A 17446-nucleotide genomic window follows, 5' to 3' on the forward strand; every position below is an offset into this window, starting at 1 on the left:
TACAGGTCGCTGTTCACCTTCACGTCTCCGCAGAGCAGCTCCCGGGCATCGAACTCCCCGATGGCATGGCGGATTTTTTGCAGCGTCAGCCAGGCGGTTTTGTAGGTGACCTGGATCACCTGGCTCAGCCGCACCGCCGAGATGCCATCGGGGAGCAGGAACAACTCCAGCGCCTGGAACCACTTGGTCAGGGGGAGATGGGTTCGTTCAAAAATCGTGCCGACCAAAGCCGACGTTTGATGCGCACACCTGGCGCACTCGAACATGGGAATGCGCCGGGAAGTCAGACGACTGCAGCGGGTGTGAGCGCAACGCGGGCAGACGAAGCCGTTCGGCCACTTCATCGCGATCAATGCCTCCATGCAGTCCTGCTCGTTATGATAACGACTACTAAAGGATTGAAGTTCCGTTTCCGCTTGGATTTCCATGTCTGCTCGCCTCCGAATCAACAAAATAAGAACATAAGTTCTTTTACTCATCATACCAAACATATGTTCCCGTTTCAAGCCGAACATCCCACTTGAACTGCCTCTTTTTTTCGTATCTCTTTTCTCTTTATTCCTTCTCCTAGGCCCCATCAAACCCCAAACCTCAACCCCCTACCCTCTGATCAAAAGGGATAATCATGCAAAGCTGTATGGGGAGGCAACAGGCATCAGATAACGGACACCAGATACCAAACACCAAACACCATACCCTATAGACACCCGTCTCACTCTGGATACTAGACTCTGAGCGGGCCGAATCCCCTTCTTCCAAGAAAGCTAGAAAAAAGCTGTCTGCTTTGATTCAGCGTCAACTCCAGCAGTGGGTCCCCGTTTTGCCCAGTGACATCAAGGCCTGTTTGCCGATTTCATGCTGCGAAAGTTGAGTAACTAAGGCACGGCTCCATTTCCATAAGCAAGAAATAAGAAAAATGTCTATCGTCGTACATTCACAGAAGCCGGACCGCGTTGAGCGGAAGCTTTACCCCGCCTAAACAGACGGGGCACACAAAGAAGATAACAGATTATTTAAGGCAAACAACAGAATTTTATTTGTCCACAAGGTAGCCTAAACCGTATTCATAAAGAGGACTGCCACAGTCACAGGCAGCATAAATGTAACATCAGGCAAACTGCCATCCGCTTTTCGGGGGACAGATAGTTGGGACGTATCCAGACTTATAAAATCTTCGCTTCAATGCTGCTGGCGTAATCAATAAATTAAAGGACCGCTTGCGCAGCCCCCTATATCTTTATATCTTTATAGCTTTAGCATAAATTGAATGGTCTTGTCCTGAAAACCAGGCAGATTTTCATGCCCGAAATCGGGGAAAATCTCCAAGGACTTCGGAGCTTGAATTTTATTGTAAACCGCGAATTGTGTAGAGGGGGGACAAATCGTATCCATCAGCCCGACAGCCATCAACACTTCCGCACGGATACGCGGCGCCAAGTGCTGAATGTCGATATAACCGAGACGTTCAAAGATGGCTTGCTCGCGCTCGTGCTGCGGGTCGAAGTTCCGAAAGTAAGTGCAAAGCTCCTGATAGGCGTCCTTGGCCAGATCCAGTTCCCAAACCCGTTGATAATCGCTTAGAAACGGATACATGGGCGCAACCCGCTTGATGCGCGGCTCCAAGGACGCGCAGGCAAGAGCCAAAGCTCCGCCTTGAGAACCGCCGATGGCGCCTATCCGGTTCGGGTCCACCTCGGGCAGTCTCATCGCGATCCGCGCGAGTTGGGCCGTATCCAGAAAGATCTGGCGGAACAGCAGATCATCCTGTTTTGAGTCCAAGCCGCGAATGATGTGACCGTTGAGTGTCGTGCCCGTTATGGAGCTGGTGTCTTCGGACAGACCTGCCTGCCCCCTGCAGTCCAGGGCTAATATTGAATAACCGAGCGAAGGGTAGCTTAACAAATCCGACCAGTCGGCGCTGCGCCCGGTATAACCGTGAAAGCGGAGAACAGCCGGATGTGGGCCCTGGACATGTGCCGACATTTAATATTATAAAATCACATACATTTCCTCCTGTTGTCAATCAATTGTTTGATGATGTGGCCGATTTATGCAAAATGCTCACCTAGTAAATTACGGTGCTAACTCAATGTTTGGTCGTGGAGGTGTAGTCATTCCATCTCCAAGATAATAATCAGTCAAATGAGACTGCAAATATCCTTTTATGGTCATGCTGTTTCGATAAGCCGGATTTTGCGCGAGTGTATAGAGGCGCGTGTCTGTTGGCTTATCCGTTGTAAAAACAACCAGCTGGGAATAATCGTTGCCCGCCACAATGATCTCTTCACGCCAGTCGCCTAAGATATCACCGTAAAATAGTGATGCTTTACGATAATTCGTTGTCGCATTGTGATGCTTATAAAGTGTCTCCAAACGAGAAACAGAACTGGTGTTATAGTTCCATTTGTCTAGTATCTTATCATTTAAACTTTCACTCAACAGGTCGCCATCCCACCATATACGCAAGGCAGGCCAAGGTGCTTTATCCGGTTCTGTAATCTGTGTATTTGTTGGACCGTTGTAGATCCCTGAAAAAGACCAGGCTTCATAACCAGGGTAACGAGGGTCGATATCGCCCACATCCCCACGGCCAACATCTCCTGCGGGAGGGGTGGTGTAATGCTGCCATATCATCTTACCTGTAGTGGCATTATAGTAATACTCAAGTAATCCCGTTTTGTTATCCTGTTGAACACCATAGCCATAAAATTCAGATGAATCGGGATCAAATTTACCGATATAAAAGCGATCGCCATGGACAACATTATCTTCATGCAAAGAGTATCGTACTGTACCGTCGCCGTTAAGTACGTACCCGATTTGAGCTATTTCATCTTTGCCATCACTATCCAGATCCACAATACGTACTTGATGGCCATCAGCGCCGTCGAATGACTCGTGAAGCCATTTCCAATCCATTATGAGTTTGTTGCCATTATAGTGATAAGCTGAGATCATGACATTAAAGGATTTATCCGGATTCCGATTTTTCATATAAGCAACAATACTTGGTGTAGTTCCGTTGAGGTACCCGATACCTAACTGCAAGGCAAGAGGACCGCTGGAAATATAATCATCAGGGATATCACTGTAAGCTTTGAGCTTTCCTGTCATGCCATCAACGACAACCAGCCATTGGCGATCGTCACTTTCTTCAGTTTGCCATACCGTTCCATCCCCGAAAGTGACACCATTGGCGATCCTGAAGACAATCTCTGCTTTACCGTCTCCATCCAAATCATAAACTGTAGCACCATCCCACATCCCTACATCAATCGTAGTAGAACCGGGGGAGATATTGTTTTTATTGGTGCTGTTAGGCCCAAGATCGATAGACCACAAAAAAGTGCCGTCACGTTTATAGGCCTCAAGGGTTTGAGTAGCGGTTGCTCTGCGAGACAATAGAAAATCGTATTCATGATCGCCATCAAAATCCCCCACCCATACATTTCCGATCTCGCTGCCGCTATGGATCGGAATGACGAAGGCAGGCTCATTGGCGGAGTTTGCGACCAGCGTATACGATGCACTGGCTGCTTGTTCTTTATCGCTGATAACGGGCTTTACGTAATAGGTATTATCCTTCGTAAGATCGGCAGTAGTGTCTGTAAAATTGGTGCCTTCAGTCAGAACCTCACTGTTGAGTTTGACAGCAGTGTCCGCTAGTGCAGCAGCCCGATAGACGTCGGTCACAACCGAACTGGCTGACGAGCCTCCTTCCGTCGGGTAGACATCAGTCGCAACTGAGCTTGGTGCGGCTGCTGCGCTGTCTGTTGTTATTCGATAAATATTAAAACCGATATCTGAGGGATCTAATGCCAGTAAGCGCCAGCTGATAAAAACATTGGAGCCATCGCGGACAGCCACCACCCCCCTGCCCAGATTTTCCATCATTCTTGGCCCGCTTGCTGCTTCGGCTGAATTGATGGTCAAACCAATGGACGTGGTCATAAGAACAAATGCAACTACAAATTTAAATACTCTACTGATTCGTTTCAACAAAACCATCCTTTCCTGCTTCTTTTCATAGAATTTCCATATATACTTTCTATCTATATAAAGATGCTGCTCTCCTATTGAAGAGGCATCGAAATTTGAAGAAAAGGGGATATCTAATTTTCTCTTTTGCAAATAATCAGAATAGTAGTGATACGAAACAGAATATTATGTCTTTCCCGGCTACCAGTTTTTTTCGGCATAAAAAAGTGATCTTATCATAGGACAAATGGTGTGATTTTTTACCATTTAAGATGTGTCCAAGTTCTTATTGAAGCAACAGATTTCTGCGTTATTCATCCAAGCGGTTTTCATTTGGATGAATACTCGTGTGATGTGATTCATTCTTTTTTTATCGCTTGCTCCCGGTATTGTCCGGGTGTAACGCCTTCCAGCTTCTTGAACAGCCGGTTCAAATAAGAAGGACGATAGCCGATTTGCTGTGCTATTTCATTTACCATCATGTCTGTTCCGATTAACATTTCCTTTGCCTTATCAATCTTTAACCGCATAAGGAAATCAATATAATTGCTGCCGGTGACTTGTTTAAATGCTTTGCTAAGCGTAAAAGGACTTGTTCCCAGATGCTCCGCGCACCGTTCAAGCGACAGATCGGAATCGAACGTTAATTTCATATAATCCATCGCCCGCTCTACGAGACGCCGGAGGTGTATGGTTTGCTCCCTCTCCAGGGTCTTGCAGTAAGGCTCAACAATCCTGTTCTTCAACCATGCCGTAATTTGATCAGGCTCGCGAAGCTGGCGGAGCTCCCCGTACAAATCGTCATCGCCGTATAAGGCGCGGGGATGGTAGCCTGTTTCCAGGATCGCATGCTGAATGCTGCCCAGCAGTTGAACGGCTCCGTCCTGAATGAACATCTCCTTATTCCCTTCCCTCACCAGCGTCTCCATGAACAATTGAATCGCATCGTATACTTCATCCTTAAGCCCCATGCGGATCGCCTGTGTAACTTCCTTTTCGGCCGCAAACGGATAAGGGATCGTATCTCCCGTTAAGCCTGGCAACAGCTCTTCCAAAGATAAAATCTGGTTGCCCTCCCTAACTTCACGATAGCGTACAACCTGCCGAAGCTGCTGGAGCGAACCGGGAATATCCGTAATCCTCATCATTGGCGTACCGACCAGAATGGTGCTGTGAAATTTCAAAACAGCACTCGATGCTTGCGCAAGCGAGTTCACGAGATGAAAAGCCCTGCTGCGAACCGTTTCTTCAGGCTCTTCTGTATTGAAGGAGAGTAGAATTCCGACAGACATATCCTGAAAATTGATCGTGTCCGCTTCCTCGCCAAGGCCGGCCATTAGCTCTTGTGCCAAATTTTCGGCAGCAAAGGAGACAAGCTGCACGTCGTTTTCCTCGAACCGTCCCTGCTGCCGACCAAGGCCTGTCACCTGAAACAAAATAAGCAGAAAATTTTTGCCGTTCACGGTCCAGCCAAAATCGCTCATCCGCTCGCGCAGCTCATCCTCATTTAAATAATAGTAATACCCTTGAATCAAATGCAGCAGAAAGCTGGAGCGCAGCCCGGGCCGTGCTTTCTCCAGCTTATCCCGCAGCTCATGGCTTTCTTTATAGAGATGGCGCCACTCATTCTCTAGAAAGCCAATCTCATCCGAGTTCTGCTCGCCCGGTCGCCTGTTGTCACGGAATAGGCTAACCAGTCTTGAGATGGGGGAATACATTCGTTTGGAAGCCAGCCAGGACAGAAGCAGCGCCAAGACAAAGCCGCATAGACTGATGACGATAATGATCTTCGACAACAATTGCACAGGTGCCGTTAACGAGGAAAGCGAAGCGGCGGTTACATAAGTCCAGTCCAAGCCCAGCTTGGAAAAATCACCGTACGTAACGGTATAGGTCCTGTTCTCCCATTCATACAGAAAGGTCCCGCTCTCGTTTGTTTGCTGCCGTCTAATTTGCTCGCTTAATGCAGACTCAAACGGCGATCCTTCCGGCAACCCGGCCCCTTTGTCCGTAACGACAAAATTGCCCTGCTCATCGAAGATGAACGAGTGGCCCGATTTGCCAAGCGACAGCTCCCTGACCATCTCTACCAGCCTGTCTCTGTTCAAATAAAAGACTAAAAGACCGTATGGCTCCCCGACACCCGGCACCTTTTGGGCAAGCACAACCTCATGGTTGTCGTGCTGGTTGACCCGGGGAAAACCGTTCAGCCAGAAGGAGCTTTTCTTTTTGCGGTCTATAATCGCGCTATACGCGGCTTGATCCTCGTAACCGTTAACGGCCTCAATGCCATCCTGATCAGATACAATCTGCGGAGTGGGGCCGTCGAGGTAGAAGTGAACCTGATCGATAAGCGGATTAAATCCTTTCATACCAACCAAGGTACGGTACAATTCCTGGGTAGTGCTGTATTCCTGCTTGAGATCAATATTCCGCAGGCTGCCGTCAAACCGGGGATCATACGCCCACTGCACGGCTGTCAGCTCAAGCTGGTTTAGGTCCTCCTTCATCCGGTTCAAAGCGTTCTGCAGCAGCGCTTCATTGGAATAGGAGACTTCCTCTTTGATGTTAGCGCTTCCAAATATGTAAAATAAACCTCCCATGATAATGGTAGGCAAGCAGGTAATGCTCAGCATAAGCAGCAGGCTTTTCCGGTAAAATTGGCCTTTCACGGCAGGCAGCAAAAACCCCGTTTTCCGTATCCGGGCAAATAAATGCTTCATCCTATTCCCCCTCGCAGTACCTTATGGATATATGAAATTCATTCACCCACGGCAAAAACCCTCTTTTGAGGGTCATGAAAAAGAGGGTTTTTGTCTGTTATTTTATGCTCGCTGTGCGCTGCTGATAAGCCGCGTTTATTTCCTCTGTCATTTTAAGCAGATCCGGATTGCTCTTAAGCTCATGAACGAAATTATCCCATTCGCTAATCGGTAATTTACCCAAAATGATTTTCGTTTTCATATCCTGGATGCTTTTCTGCAACTCGTTGCCAACCCTCGTGCTTGTTTCGGAATTAAGACCTGCCGCGAGATCCGGTATGCTGATTTTCGCTCGTTCATCGATAATTTTTTTATTCCGCTCCAGCACTTCGTCAGGCATTCCCGAACGGTAAGCCCGCAAATATTTATCATACTTGAGGAAAATTTGGCCTAAGGCCTGCTGGGCGACGATATCGGTTTTGGCTTGCTCAGTCGGCACCTTGATGCCGTTGTCTTCGGTATAGTGCACATCCTTAAGGCCATAGCTTGCCAGATCACTGCCTTCATCTGACGCCCCGTAATCCATCAGCTCAAGCAGCTTTTTCATCTTCTCTTCCGGCACGGTCTTCGGAATGACGAACATACCGAAAAATCCGGCATCACGGTTGACATATCCGTTCAGGGAAACCAGCGGCTCAAAATCGGCTTTTGGATCTGTTTTGCGAAGCTCCTCGGTCGGCTCCCATGCGGCCTCAACCGTATCCTGGAACCCGCCTGCGCGGCCAGCCTTCAGCATATCCTTTGCCTGCGAGTTTTTCAACGTCGCCAGGTCCTCAGGAAGCAGCTTTTCTTCGTATGCTTTATTTAGCCATTCCAGAGCGTCCTTCATTTCCGGAAGCAGGTTGATATTGACCAGCTTGCCATCAATAAGCTTCCAATCTCCGTTATTTTGCACAAAAGCGTACTGCAGCGCATTTAAAGTACCCATGCTGGATTGATCGACATACCCCGCATACCCAATGGTATCCGCCTTGCCGTTGCCGTCGGGATCCTGTTCCACAAAAGCCTTCAGCACCGTATACAATTCATCGGTCGTCTTCGGAACTTCAAGGCCAAGCTTATCCAGCCAATCCTTGCGGATGTACAAGAAGTTGCCGCCATCCACCGGACGCACGCGCGGGATGCCGTAGTTTTTCCCGTCCGCCTGCTTTGTGTTGATCCACGCTTCCTTCGGGAACTTCATCAAATTTGGGTAATCCTTGATGTATGGCGTTAAATCCCAAAATGCCCCTTGCTGCACCATCATGCGCACCTGTGCGGTAAACGCGTTATCAAGCAGCATCAGGTCGGGAATATCGCCTGAAGCCAATGTGACATTAACCTTGTCTCCATAGTTATTGGGTGACACCCAGGTGATGTTCAATTTTGTATTCGTCCGTTTCCCGATTTCCTCTACGATGACATTGTCTTCGCCCGGCGGCTCAGGCGTATAATACACCGACATGATATCCACATCTAACACTCCGTCGCCAGCCCCGGATTCGCCGCCGTTTCCGCCGCACCCGGCCAGTAAAGCCAGGATGAGCAAGATGGAAACGATGTTCCGCATGGATTTCCAAGAGAAATGTTTGAACATATTTTCCCCTCCAAATGATCGTCACTTTTTTTATTCCTTAACGGAACCGACCATCGCACCTTTAGCAAAATGCTTCTGCAGAAAAGGATAAACAAGCAGGATCGGCACCGTTGCGATCACGACCGCAGCCATCTTCAGTGTCTCGGGCGGAATGCGCTGCTCCGACATCATCTCGGCTGCAGCCGAGCCGCCTGCCGCTGTTGATGCGTCAATAAGCATATTTTGAAGCAGCACCTGCAACGGTTGTTTGGAAAAATCGTTAATATAGAGCAATGCGTTAAAAAAGGTATTCCAATAAGCGACCGCGTAAAATAAACCAAATGCGGCCATGGACGGCAGGGAAAGAGGCAGAATTACCCGGACCCAGACGCTAAAGTCATTGCATCCGTCGATGCGCGCGGCCTCCTCCAGGCTCGCCGGGATGCTGTCAAAAAAGCCTTTCATCAGCAGCACGTACCAGCCGCTGGTCAGCACGGGCAGAATCAGCGACCAGGTGCTGTTGATCAAATGTAAATCGCGCACCAGTAAATACGGCGGTATGATGCCGGGATTAAACAACGTCGTGAGCAGAATCGCCAGCAGCATAAAACGTCTGCCCTGCAGCCTTTTGCGGGATAGAGCATACGAAAGCCCCGAGGTGACGATGAGACTGAGCACCGTGCCCACGATTGCCAGGAAAGCGCTGTTGCCCGTTGCCCGCAAAAAGGCGTTCGTGGACAGCAAATATTCATAAGAGGCCAGGCTCCACTTTTCCGGAAACAGGACAAGTCCGCGCCGGATATACTCCGACGGATCGGTAAACGAGACGATAAAGACATAATAGAACGGAAAAAACGTAATCAGACTGACCAAACCAAGTACGAGGGCATTCACAATGCCAAACAGTCGGTCTCCTAAACTCTCTCGCAACAGATTTCACCTCCAGCATGGATCACTGAATATAGTTTGGACATCGTCAGTAAACGCCCTCTTCACCGAATTTCTTGGCGAGCCGATTTGCGCCGATGACAAGCAGCAAACCAACGATAGATTTAAATAAACCAACGGCTGTGCTGAAGCTGAATTGCCCCTGCTTGATGCCCAGACGGTAGACATACGTATCGAACACGTCGGCCACCTCGGATACAGCTCCGTTCATCATCAGAAAAACCTGTTCAAAACCGACATCCATCATATGACCGATCCGTAAAATGAGCAGAATCACAATGACCGGACGGATGGCCGGCAGCGTCACATGCCAGATCTGTCTGATCCGGCTCGCCCCGTCCATCTTCGCCGCCTCGTACAGCTGCGGATCAACGCCCGCGATCGCGGCAAGGAAAATAATCGTCCCCCACCCGGCATCCTTCCAGATCGACTGCACCGTCAGCAGCCCCCAGAAATAATGGCTTTCCGTCAAAAAGTCGATTTTCTCCCACCCAAGGCTCACCAGCAGCTTATTAATCACCCCGTCCCCCGTAGATAACAGAAGGAAGGTTATGCCAACGATAATGACCCATGACAGAAAATGCGGCAAATAAATGATCGACTGCACGATTTTCTTATAAGAAGATACGCGAATCTCGTTTAGCAGAACGGCTAACAAAATAGGTAATGGAAAGAAAAAAATCAGATTGAGCAGATTGATCGCCATCGTATTGCGAAACAGCATCAGGAAATCCGGATTCGAGAAAAAGCGGATAAAATGTTCGAATCCGACCCACGGGCTGCTCAAGACGCCCTGGTAAGGAGAATAATCCTGAAACGCAATGATGATCCCCCACATCGGAACGTACTTAAAAATAATGAAATACAAAATCCCCGGCAGTGCAAGCAAATACAAGTACCTGTCCCTCATAAGCCCCGCCAATACAAGACCAAAGCGCGAGTTTCCCCCACTAGCATGAGAATTTCCCGCTCGGGCGCTGCCGGAGGTCTTATCCGCTCGGACTTCCATGATCGCTCCTCCTTATAGTTTGTTAAATGTAAGGCGTTCATTTGGATGCGCTTTCAAAATCATATGGTTAACATACATTCGTGTTCAATTTCCGGCAATAACTTATTCTTGCGCAGCGATTTCCGGGCATTGATTTTTCTTGCTGCAATGCGTCATCCAAGTATTTCGTGAATACAAAACACCGCTTTGTCTGGTGAAGTGAACGTGCAAGCACTACCAGACAGAAGCGGTGTCCTTCAGCATGATATATCCATCAGTCCCACTAAAGTTAATTGCCTAATAAAGTGCCTGCTCCTGATACACTTTTACATCATCGATATACGCTCTGCTCGCTGTATTTTCCGCAAAAAATTTGACTTTGGCGATATCGGACACTGGCGTTGTCAACGGCGCTTGACTTAATCTTTTGATGCCGTTGATATACAAATCCAGCGTATCTGTATTTGTGTTTATTTCCATGTCAACCTTGAACCAAGTTCGGATCGTATATGGTTGCAGTGTCGTCCATAGGCCTTCGTTATCCTTATATACAATATTTCCAGAGTCATCAAATGCCAGACTGATTGCATTATTGCCCAGGCTATCGTACACATATGGGGCACCAAACCATTCATCCGTGGAGGTTTTGTGAATTTTGAATTGCATTTTCACAATTCCGTTCACCGGTGAAAACGACTTTTCGGCATAGGTTTCTCCGGCTGAAGAGGACGTTCGTCTAATAAAGAGACTTTTATCTACGATGCCAGGTTTATTTTCGCGGTAAACATACCCTTTGGAAGTGTCCGTTGCCCATCCATCCATTGAATCGTTAAAATTATCATCGACAGAATAAACCGTATTCAGGGCAGGAAGAGACTCGGCTGTGGATACCCTTACCGTCTCATAATCATCCATGCTCACGATGACATCGTTACCATCAGCAGTAAAGCTTTTGCTTCCTTCGGATACCCAATGATGATCGGTTTCATCATAATAACCCGTTGTTATTGTAACAGGACCATATAACTGCAAATTTCTTAGCGTAAATGCAGAGGCGGTTTTGCTGGCGAGGACAACCGCTTTGTCGCTCTCTTCTATCGCAATTCCGACCCCTTTATTGTTTGTGCTATAGTTCACGTCAATGCCGCGTATCTTTTTCGTTACATTGGCTTCGGAATCTCCATGCGGATTAAAGAACTTGAGCTTCGTACCACCCAGACTGTCAGGTTGCTTGGTTGCCAAATCATACCCAAATTTCCTTAACCATTTGTTTGTTTCCACGATCTCTGATATGTTTGTGTTCTTCGCTGCCGGACTATAATTTCCCGATCCCGGATTATAAGCTGGATCATAATTATACATGGCATGTGGTCCTGTCCCAATATATTGATACAGGTTATAAGCGGCGCCTCCGGCAAGTGCAGCAATATTCATATCATCGGAATTTGCATTCTGGGCAGAGGTTTCCATGATCATGGCAAAATTGCTGCCATAATTATATGGCTCATACTGCCGGTCGTCCCACAAGCCTTGTCCGTATCGATAAGCTTCATCAACCGTCTTGACATAAGGATCATATCCGACAAAATCAACATAAGTTGTTCCTCCGTTTGCCTTTACTTCCTCATTCCTGTATAGAAAGTTATGCTCCGCAGCATGAAAATTAATTCTTGTGTATACCGGATAATTAGAATCCTTCACAGCTTTACCTAAATTTTGTGCAAATGTCCAAAAAGAATCTTCCAGGAACTTGGCTGTTGATGTATATCCCCCTGCTTCGTATGCAGCCTGGCTCATTGGCGAGTATGAACGATCTCCATGAATGGCTGCCCCGGGCTCATTCAGAATCTGGCAGCCAATTACCGTCTTTTTATTTCCGTTCGCATCATTATACTCCGCAACATGGTCAAACAGCCTCTTCAACACCCTGTACTCGAGTTCTCTTAGCGCTGAATCATGAAGAGACATCGAATACTGGTATACGGTATTGTCTGTAAGGCTTAATTTTGCAGGGTCTGTACCCTTTTCAACAATTTGATTTCCTGAAGCTGTCTCCATTCGTTCGTAATTTCGAATAACGTACCATGGCGTCACATTATCGGCGGTTACCTTAACGATTTGCGACCCGAACCAGAGCAATTCCAATTTAAGATCGGCAGACTCTGACCAATCAATAACCTTATCAACCCAAGAGAAATCGAATACATCCGCTCGTGAAATGAGAAGCTTTGGTGTAAACGTTGTTCCATGAACACCGTCTATGGAAACCCCGGTTTCATTGGATGCATCCGTTTTCAACATAAAGCTTGCAATTTTCTCTTCTTTGTCATAAACATAGTTGTTCACAAAATCGGTCACATCAAAATCATAAACAGCCACCTTGTCCACCGGATCATAGACTGGAGTGCCACCAAAGGTGACATAATCGACACCTTCGGTTCCGGCTATATCATACCCGTTATGATTAGGCGCATTGTTCCAAGTCAATGTCGAGGAATCCCAGGAATCATCAACAATTCCATACAACTGAAGTTTTGCTGTCCCGGCATCCATGGAATTAACAAAAATTCTGATCTTTGAAGCATCTTTTCCCGCATTAAGGTGATCCAAATCAGAGAAATCAAATTTTAAATACGAAATAGCTTGATTACCGGGATCGTCAGCATCATACTTCGCTTTTATAGAGGGGTTGTCAGCGAAATATGTATCCGCATAAACACCTCCGGAAATATATGTGGATTCGACCGCGTCATACACCATATCGGGTTGGATATGCGTCCACCAAATCTGTGAATTTACGACTGTAAAACCATCGTCAGACGCTTTTTGATATATCGTTTCAAAAGCCTCATCTGGGTAGTGCATATCTTTTCTGATCCAGTCGGGTCTGATCTGAACCCCATTAAAGAAAAATGGCTTGCCGTCAACAAGCATTACTTTTCTGTCATAGTCCGTAATCGATGCGTCAATGCTTGAAATAGGAGTTTTGACGGTTGCAGCATATGTTCCATCGTTAGCAGGCAATTCATTCGCTTGTATAGCGGCAGGATGCATCATTACGACAAGCAAAGCAGCCACGCACAAGATCGAAGCCCATTTTCGAATACGCTTATGTCCAAACAATGGTTATACCTCCTCTATAATCATGTCATACCATTTTAGGAGTACCTATTCCATTCGATAAAAAAGCGCTTTCAATTTTCTCTTTGCTGTTTTTCTTAGGTCAGTTCCTCCTTTCCTTTTTGGATAATGACTGAAAATTGTTGATCCACGGCACCCTCTCATCCGAAAGGGGCATTACCAATATATAGCGGGAAAATAGAGTGAACAATATACAAAATTCCGCCTGTTATCTAAATTCTGAATAACATGGATATGCCAGATTTCCATCTCCATTCTGATCATAAACCAGGCCCTACGGACGAGATTCGCGATATTGTCTCGGGGACATGCCAACAACTTTTTTAAATACCCGGATAAACGATGTTGTATTGAGATAACCTACGCACGCCGAAATATCCTGCACCGTCTCATCCGTTTCACGTAAGAGTTTCTTGGCGTTTTCAATACGCAGCCCGATCAGGAAATCGCTGAAATTCTCGCCAACGCACTCCTTAAACAATTGACTCAAATACTTTGGGCCAATTTGGAACCGATCGCTGAGCAGCGTGAGAGACAAATCGGGGTCAGAAAAATGCGTTGTAATATATTCGCGAATCTCCTGTATGAGCGAGTGGTGGCGCAGACTGCTTAATAGTTCCTCAAGCTGTAATGAGAATTGCCCCAGCGTCTCCATAAAGTCGCTCTCCAACTGCCCAAGTGTATCAAATTGATCCATAGCTGCGGTTAGCTTTGGTTTGACCTTTTCAAGCCAAGGCTCAACAGCGTCCGGCAGCGATCCTTCCAATTCGTATTCCAGCTGGAAAATCAAATAGTTAAGCAATCGGTCAACATCTTCCCTGCGAAGACGCTGAGCCGCCATTTCATCGAACAGCCGCTTCAGCTCAGCAGACCAATCGGGCTTGGAAAGACGGAACAACCGGATAACAATGCGAATGATGTCCAGGTAGGCCAGCCATTCACTCTCTGCCTTCCCTTTAACTTCAACCACGTCTATGATCTGGTTTGTACCGAAGGAAACTTTGCGGCTGACTGCCGCCTCCGCGTCCTGAAATGAGCGAGCAATGGAATACTCATCCTCTGCCGCTGAACCTATCCCGATAGTGACGGTGAAGTCGAGATGATTCTGGACCCAGACCCGTATTTTCTCCGACACCTGCAGCATTTGATACTCCAGGGCCCCCCTCTCGTTGGCGAGCAGGAGCAGAACAAGCCGGTTTTTGGCAATCCACTCGGCCACCATTCGTTGGCTATTCTGCTCGGCAATTTCAACCTCAATGCTGCTGACGATAAATTTAAACAACGATTGATCTTTAAGACTATACTTCAAGCTGAACGGGACATACCGGTCGAGCTCAAGCAGCGCGACAATGAAGAAACCCGCTTCCAGCTCATAATAATGTCTTTCCTGTTCCCATGCGCTCCAGCCGCCTTCATAATCTCCCTTGAGGAGGAGCTGCAAAAACTGCTGCCTGCGAATGACCTGATTCTCCTGCTGCTGTTCCTGGTAGGCCATATTGTTCGTAATCAGCCGCTCGATGGCCTGATCAATGAAAGAGAACTCATTCTCCATCCGGTCTGCCGCCCTCACTGAGGCAGAGAAGCGCTCAATCCGGTCCATAATCGCTTCAATAGGCTTGTAGCTTCTGCGAGTTACATAGAATGTAGAGCATATCGCGAAGATGATCGCGCTAAGCCCTATCCATAACCAAGCCGTGCTGCCGTGAAACAAAAGTGTGAACAGCTGTCCGGCCTTAATGCTGATCCTGTATGTCCAACCTGTATAATCAGATATGATATCGGCGCTTAGGCGACTATTGGAAGATACGATGTTATTCTCATCTGAAAAGAACTCACTTTTGGGATCAAGCAGCTGTGCAGTCGTAATGTTACGGTCAATCATTTGGTCAATGAATGCCTGAAGCGAAGAAATCCGAACATTGATGATTAAAAAACCGAGACTTCCGGTGTCGCGCGGGATTTTAAACCCGAGCGAAGTGACACGCGTAGTTTTCGCCGCGCCCCTTGCTTCGACCTCCTTGAGGCGCGGCGAAGACCAAACGCCCGGATAAGCCTGCTGTTGTGAGTCAAGGATATAGTTTCGGTCGGGGAACTCTTCGAGCGTGCGAATCGCGCTCTGGTCAAGCACCTTGTTGTCCTTAACGCGATACAGATAGACGGAATCAATCATTCCATGTTGAATCATCAGGCCCTTGAGAAGGTTGGAAACATCATATTCCAACGCCTGGTCCGAAGGGCCGTCGAGATAATATGATATTGTTCCGCCAGGTTCTATCATTTTTTGCGCATCAAGAGAGATGCTCTTGAGGGAACTGTCCACCATATTGGCGACGTATTCAGCCGTAAGACGGTTTGCCTGTATCGTATTACGGACGTACAGTTGATTCATGATCGAAATAAAGATAAAAATAAACACACTGACTGTAATTAACAAAATGGGGAGGTAGGAGAGAAGCATTCTTTTAATATAATTGTTATTCACCATCATCGCCCCATTCTTGAAATCATACAAGATAGACAAACCCCTTTCTTTAAAATGGGGTTTGTCCGGAAACGCGTATCTATCGGGAGGATTACTTGTGCATATCCTGGTAAGCGGCGCGGCGCTCGTCCATAACTGCTTGACCACCCAGCTTCAGATATTCATTAACACCTGCATCGTAGATGGAATTAAATTGATCCCGGCTGGCTACAATACTCTTCACGACAGTCTCCGTCGCTTTACTAATGAGCGTTGTACCGTATTTGATCTCAGAATCGATCGGACGGTTGAAGTACGGATAGGTATATCCATCTTTTAAAGCATAACGGATAGGTTGCATGGCGATTTCTTCATAGCCCGGGAATTGGTAGCCAGCAGCTTCAATGTTCTTTTCCAGGGATCCAAAATCTTTACCATTGCTAATAATCGCTATATCTTGATTATTGTAAAATGTCTTTTTCGCTTCATCCGTTGTAATCGCTTTCGGATATCCGTTCTCAAGCGTATAATGCTGCCCTTCAATCCCGTTCTGGAGTGTGAAAAGTATGTCCTGCTGGGCCATCCAATCCAGATACTTGACCGCTTCCGCCGCATGCTTGCTCGACTTTGGAATCATGATGTGCATGCCGATCGGATCATACATCATCTTTGGCGTCTTGCCTTCTTTATCCGTGAACGGATCCATTGCAACATACTCGGCTCCCGGTACGTTTTGCTTCAAGGTATCGAATACCTGGCCCGTCCCCAACAAACTGGGATGCGCGGCAAGTGCAGTGAAGGCTCCCACATAACCATTTGCCACATCGCTTTCGAATTTCTTTCCATCTTTGTCTAATGCAAAGTTGGAATTGATCAACCCCTCGGCATTTAACTGATTCACGAATCGAACGCCTTCTTTGTATCCCGGTCTCATCAATTCCGGAGTGTTGAGTGCAGGCGACAAGGCATAAAAATCTTCTTCAGATACGCTGTCGTTAAACGAACTGATAAGTGTAGCCGGGCTCGCAATAGCCGAACTGTATATTTCGCTAAAGTCATACGGGATCAGTTTGCTGCCTACTTGCCCGGGATCTTTCTCCTTAAACGCTTTCAAAGTGTCATAGAATTGCTCCGTTGTTGTTGGAACCGGCAAACCAAGTTTATCAAGCCAGTCTTTGCGAATATACGAAGCCTGCATATGCTGCAGCGGCCTCTTTGCTAGAATCGTATACTGAACACCGTTAATAATGCCGTATTTGAGAACCTCTTCTCCAAGAAATTCCTTCAGGTTGGAGCCGTATTCGTCGATGATTGGCCCCAAATCGGTAAGCCCGCCGTCTTTTGCATAACTATAAACCGTATTATTGCTGTATGTAAAGACGATATCAGGAGCGTCGCCTGTTGCTATAAGCACATTCAGTTTATCCACTTCTTGATTGCGGGGCACCGGCACAAATTCCATCTTGATGTTGTTTGGATCGCCGAAATTCTCCTGAATCCACTGTGTCCAGAAATTATCAGTTACCGGCCCTGCTCCCGCTGGCGCGTTGCCTCGGTCGAACATTTCAACTCTCAACGTAATGGCCTCTTTATTCGAACCCGGGGTTCCCTCG

At 47.2% G+C, this 17446-nt stretch carries 9 protein-coding genes and 1 pseudogene; all 10 read right to left on the reverse strand.

Annotation, left to right across the window (positions count from 1 at the left end; translation table 11 throughout):
• On the reverse strand, nucleotides 1-428 hold a 428-nt coding region (locus ACI1P2_RS16785), incomplete at its 3' end, for a transposase (protein WP_408976253.1).
• An 817-nt stretch (nucleotides 429-1245) separates the two neighbouring features.
• Nucleotides 1246-1971, reverse strand: a pseudogene (locus ACI1P2_RS16790) (acetylxylan esterase); the annotation flags it as partial.
• A gap of 102 nt (nucleotides 1972-2073) precedes the next feature.
• On the reverse strand, nucleotides 2074-4131 hold the full coding sequence (locus ACI1P2_RS16795; RefSeq protein ID WP_355321002.1) for a rhamnogalacturonan lyase family protein: 2058 nt from the start codon (nucleotides 4129-4131) through the stop codon (nucleotides 2074-2076).
• A 206-nt stretch (nucleotides 4132-4337) separates the two neighbouring features.
• Nucleotides 4338-6701: an AraC family transcriptional regulator gene (locus tag ACI1P2_RS16800; protein ID WP_355321003.1), complete on the reverse strand. Its 2364-nt coding sequence runs from the start codon at nucleotides 6699-6701 to the stop codon at nucleotides 4338-4340.
• Between the two features lie 97 nt (nucleotides 6702-6798).
• Complete coding sequence (locus tag ACI1P2_RS16805; RefSeq protein ID WP_355321004.1) at nucleotides 6799-8316, reverse strand: extracellular solute-binding protein; 1518 nt, start codon at nucleotides 8314-8316, stop codon at nucleotides 6799-6801.
• 30 nt (nucleotides 8317-8346) lie between these two features.
• Nucleotides 8347-9225 (reverse strand): carbohydrate ABC transporter permease, encoded by an 879-nt coding sequence (locus ACI1P2_RS16810; RefSeq protein WP_355321005.1) that lies wholly within the window; start codon nucleotides 9223-9225, stop codon nucleotides 8347-8349.
• Between the two features lie 46 nt (nucleotides 9226-9271).
• Entirely contained in the window at nucleotides 9272-10252 is a 981-nt protein-coding gene (locus ACI1P2_RS16815; protein WP_355321006.1) for an ABC transporter permease, read from the reverse strand.
• Nucleotides 10253-10528: 276 nt separating this feature from the next.
• A complete protein-coding gene (locus ACI1P2_RS16820) occupies nucleotides 10529-13354 on the reverse strand; it encodes a CBM96 family carbohydrate-binding protein (RefSeq protein WP_355321007.1) in 2826 nt (941 codons plus the stop codon).
• Between the two features lie 292 nt (nucleotides 13355-13646).
• Nucleotides 13647-15884 carry a helix-turn-helix domain-containing protein gene (locus tag ACI1P2_RS16825; RefSeq protein WP_355321008.1) on the reverse strand — a complete coding sequence of 746 codons (2238 nt, stop codon included), beginning with the start codon at nucleotides 15882-15884 and terminating at the stop codon, nucleotides 13647-13649.
• Nucleotides 15885-15945: 61 nt separating this feature from the next.
• On the reverse strand, nucleotides 15946-17409 hold the full coding sequence (locus ACI1P2_RS16830) for an extracellular solute-binding protein (RefSeq protein ID WP_355321009.1): 1464 nt from the start codon (nucleotides 17407-17409) through the stop codon (nucleotides 15946-15948).
• Nucleotides 17410-17446: the final 37 nt, after the last annotated feature.

Source organism: Paenibacillus jiangxiensis (genome assembly GCF_046098255.1).
Lineage (GTDB): Bacteria > Bacillota > Bacilli > Paenibacillales > Paenibacillaceae > Paenibacillus > Paenibacillus jiagnxiensis.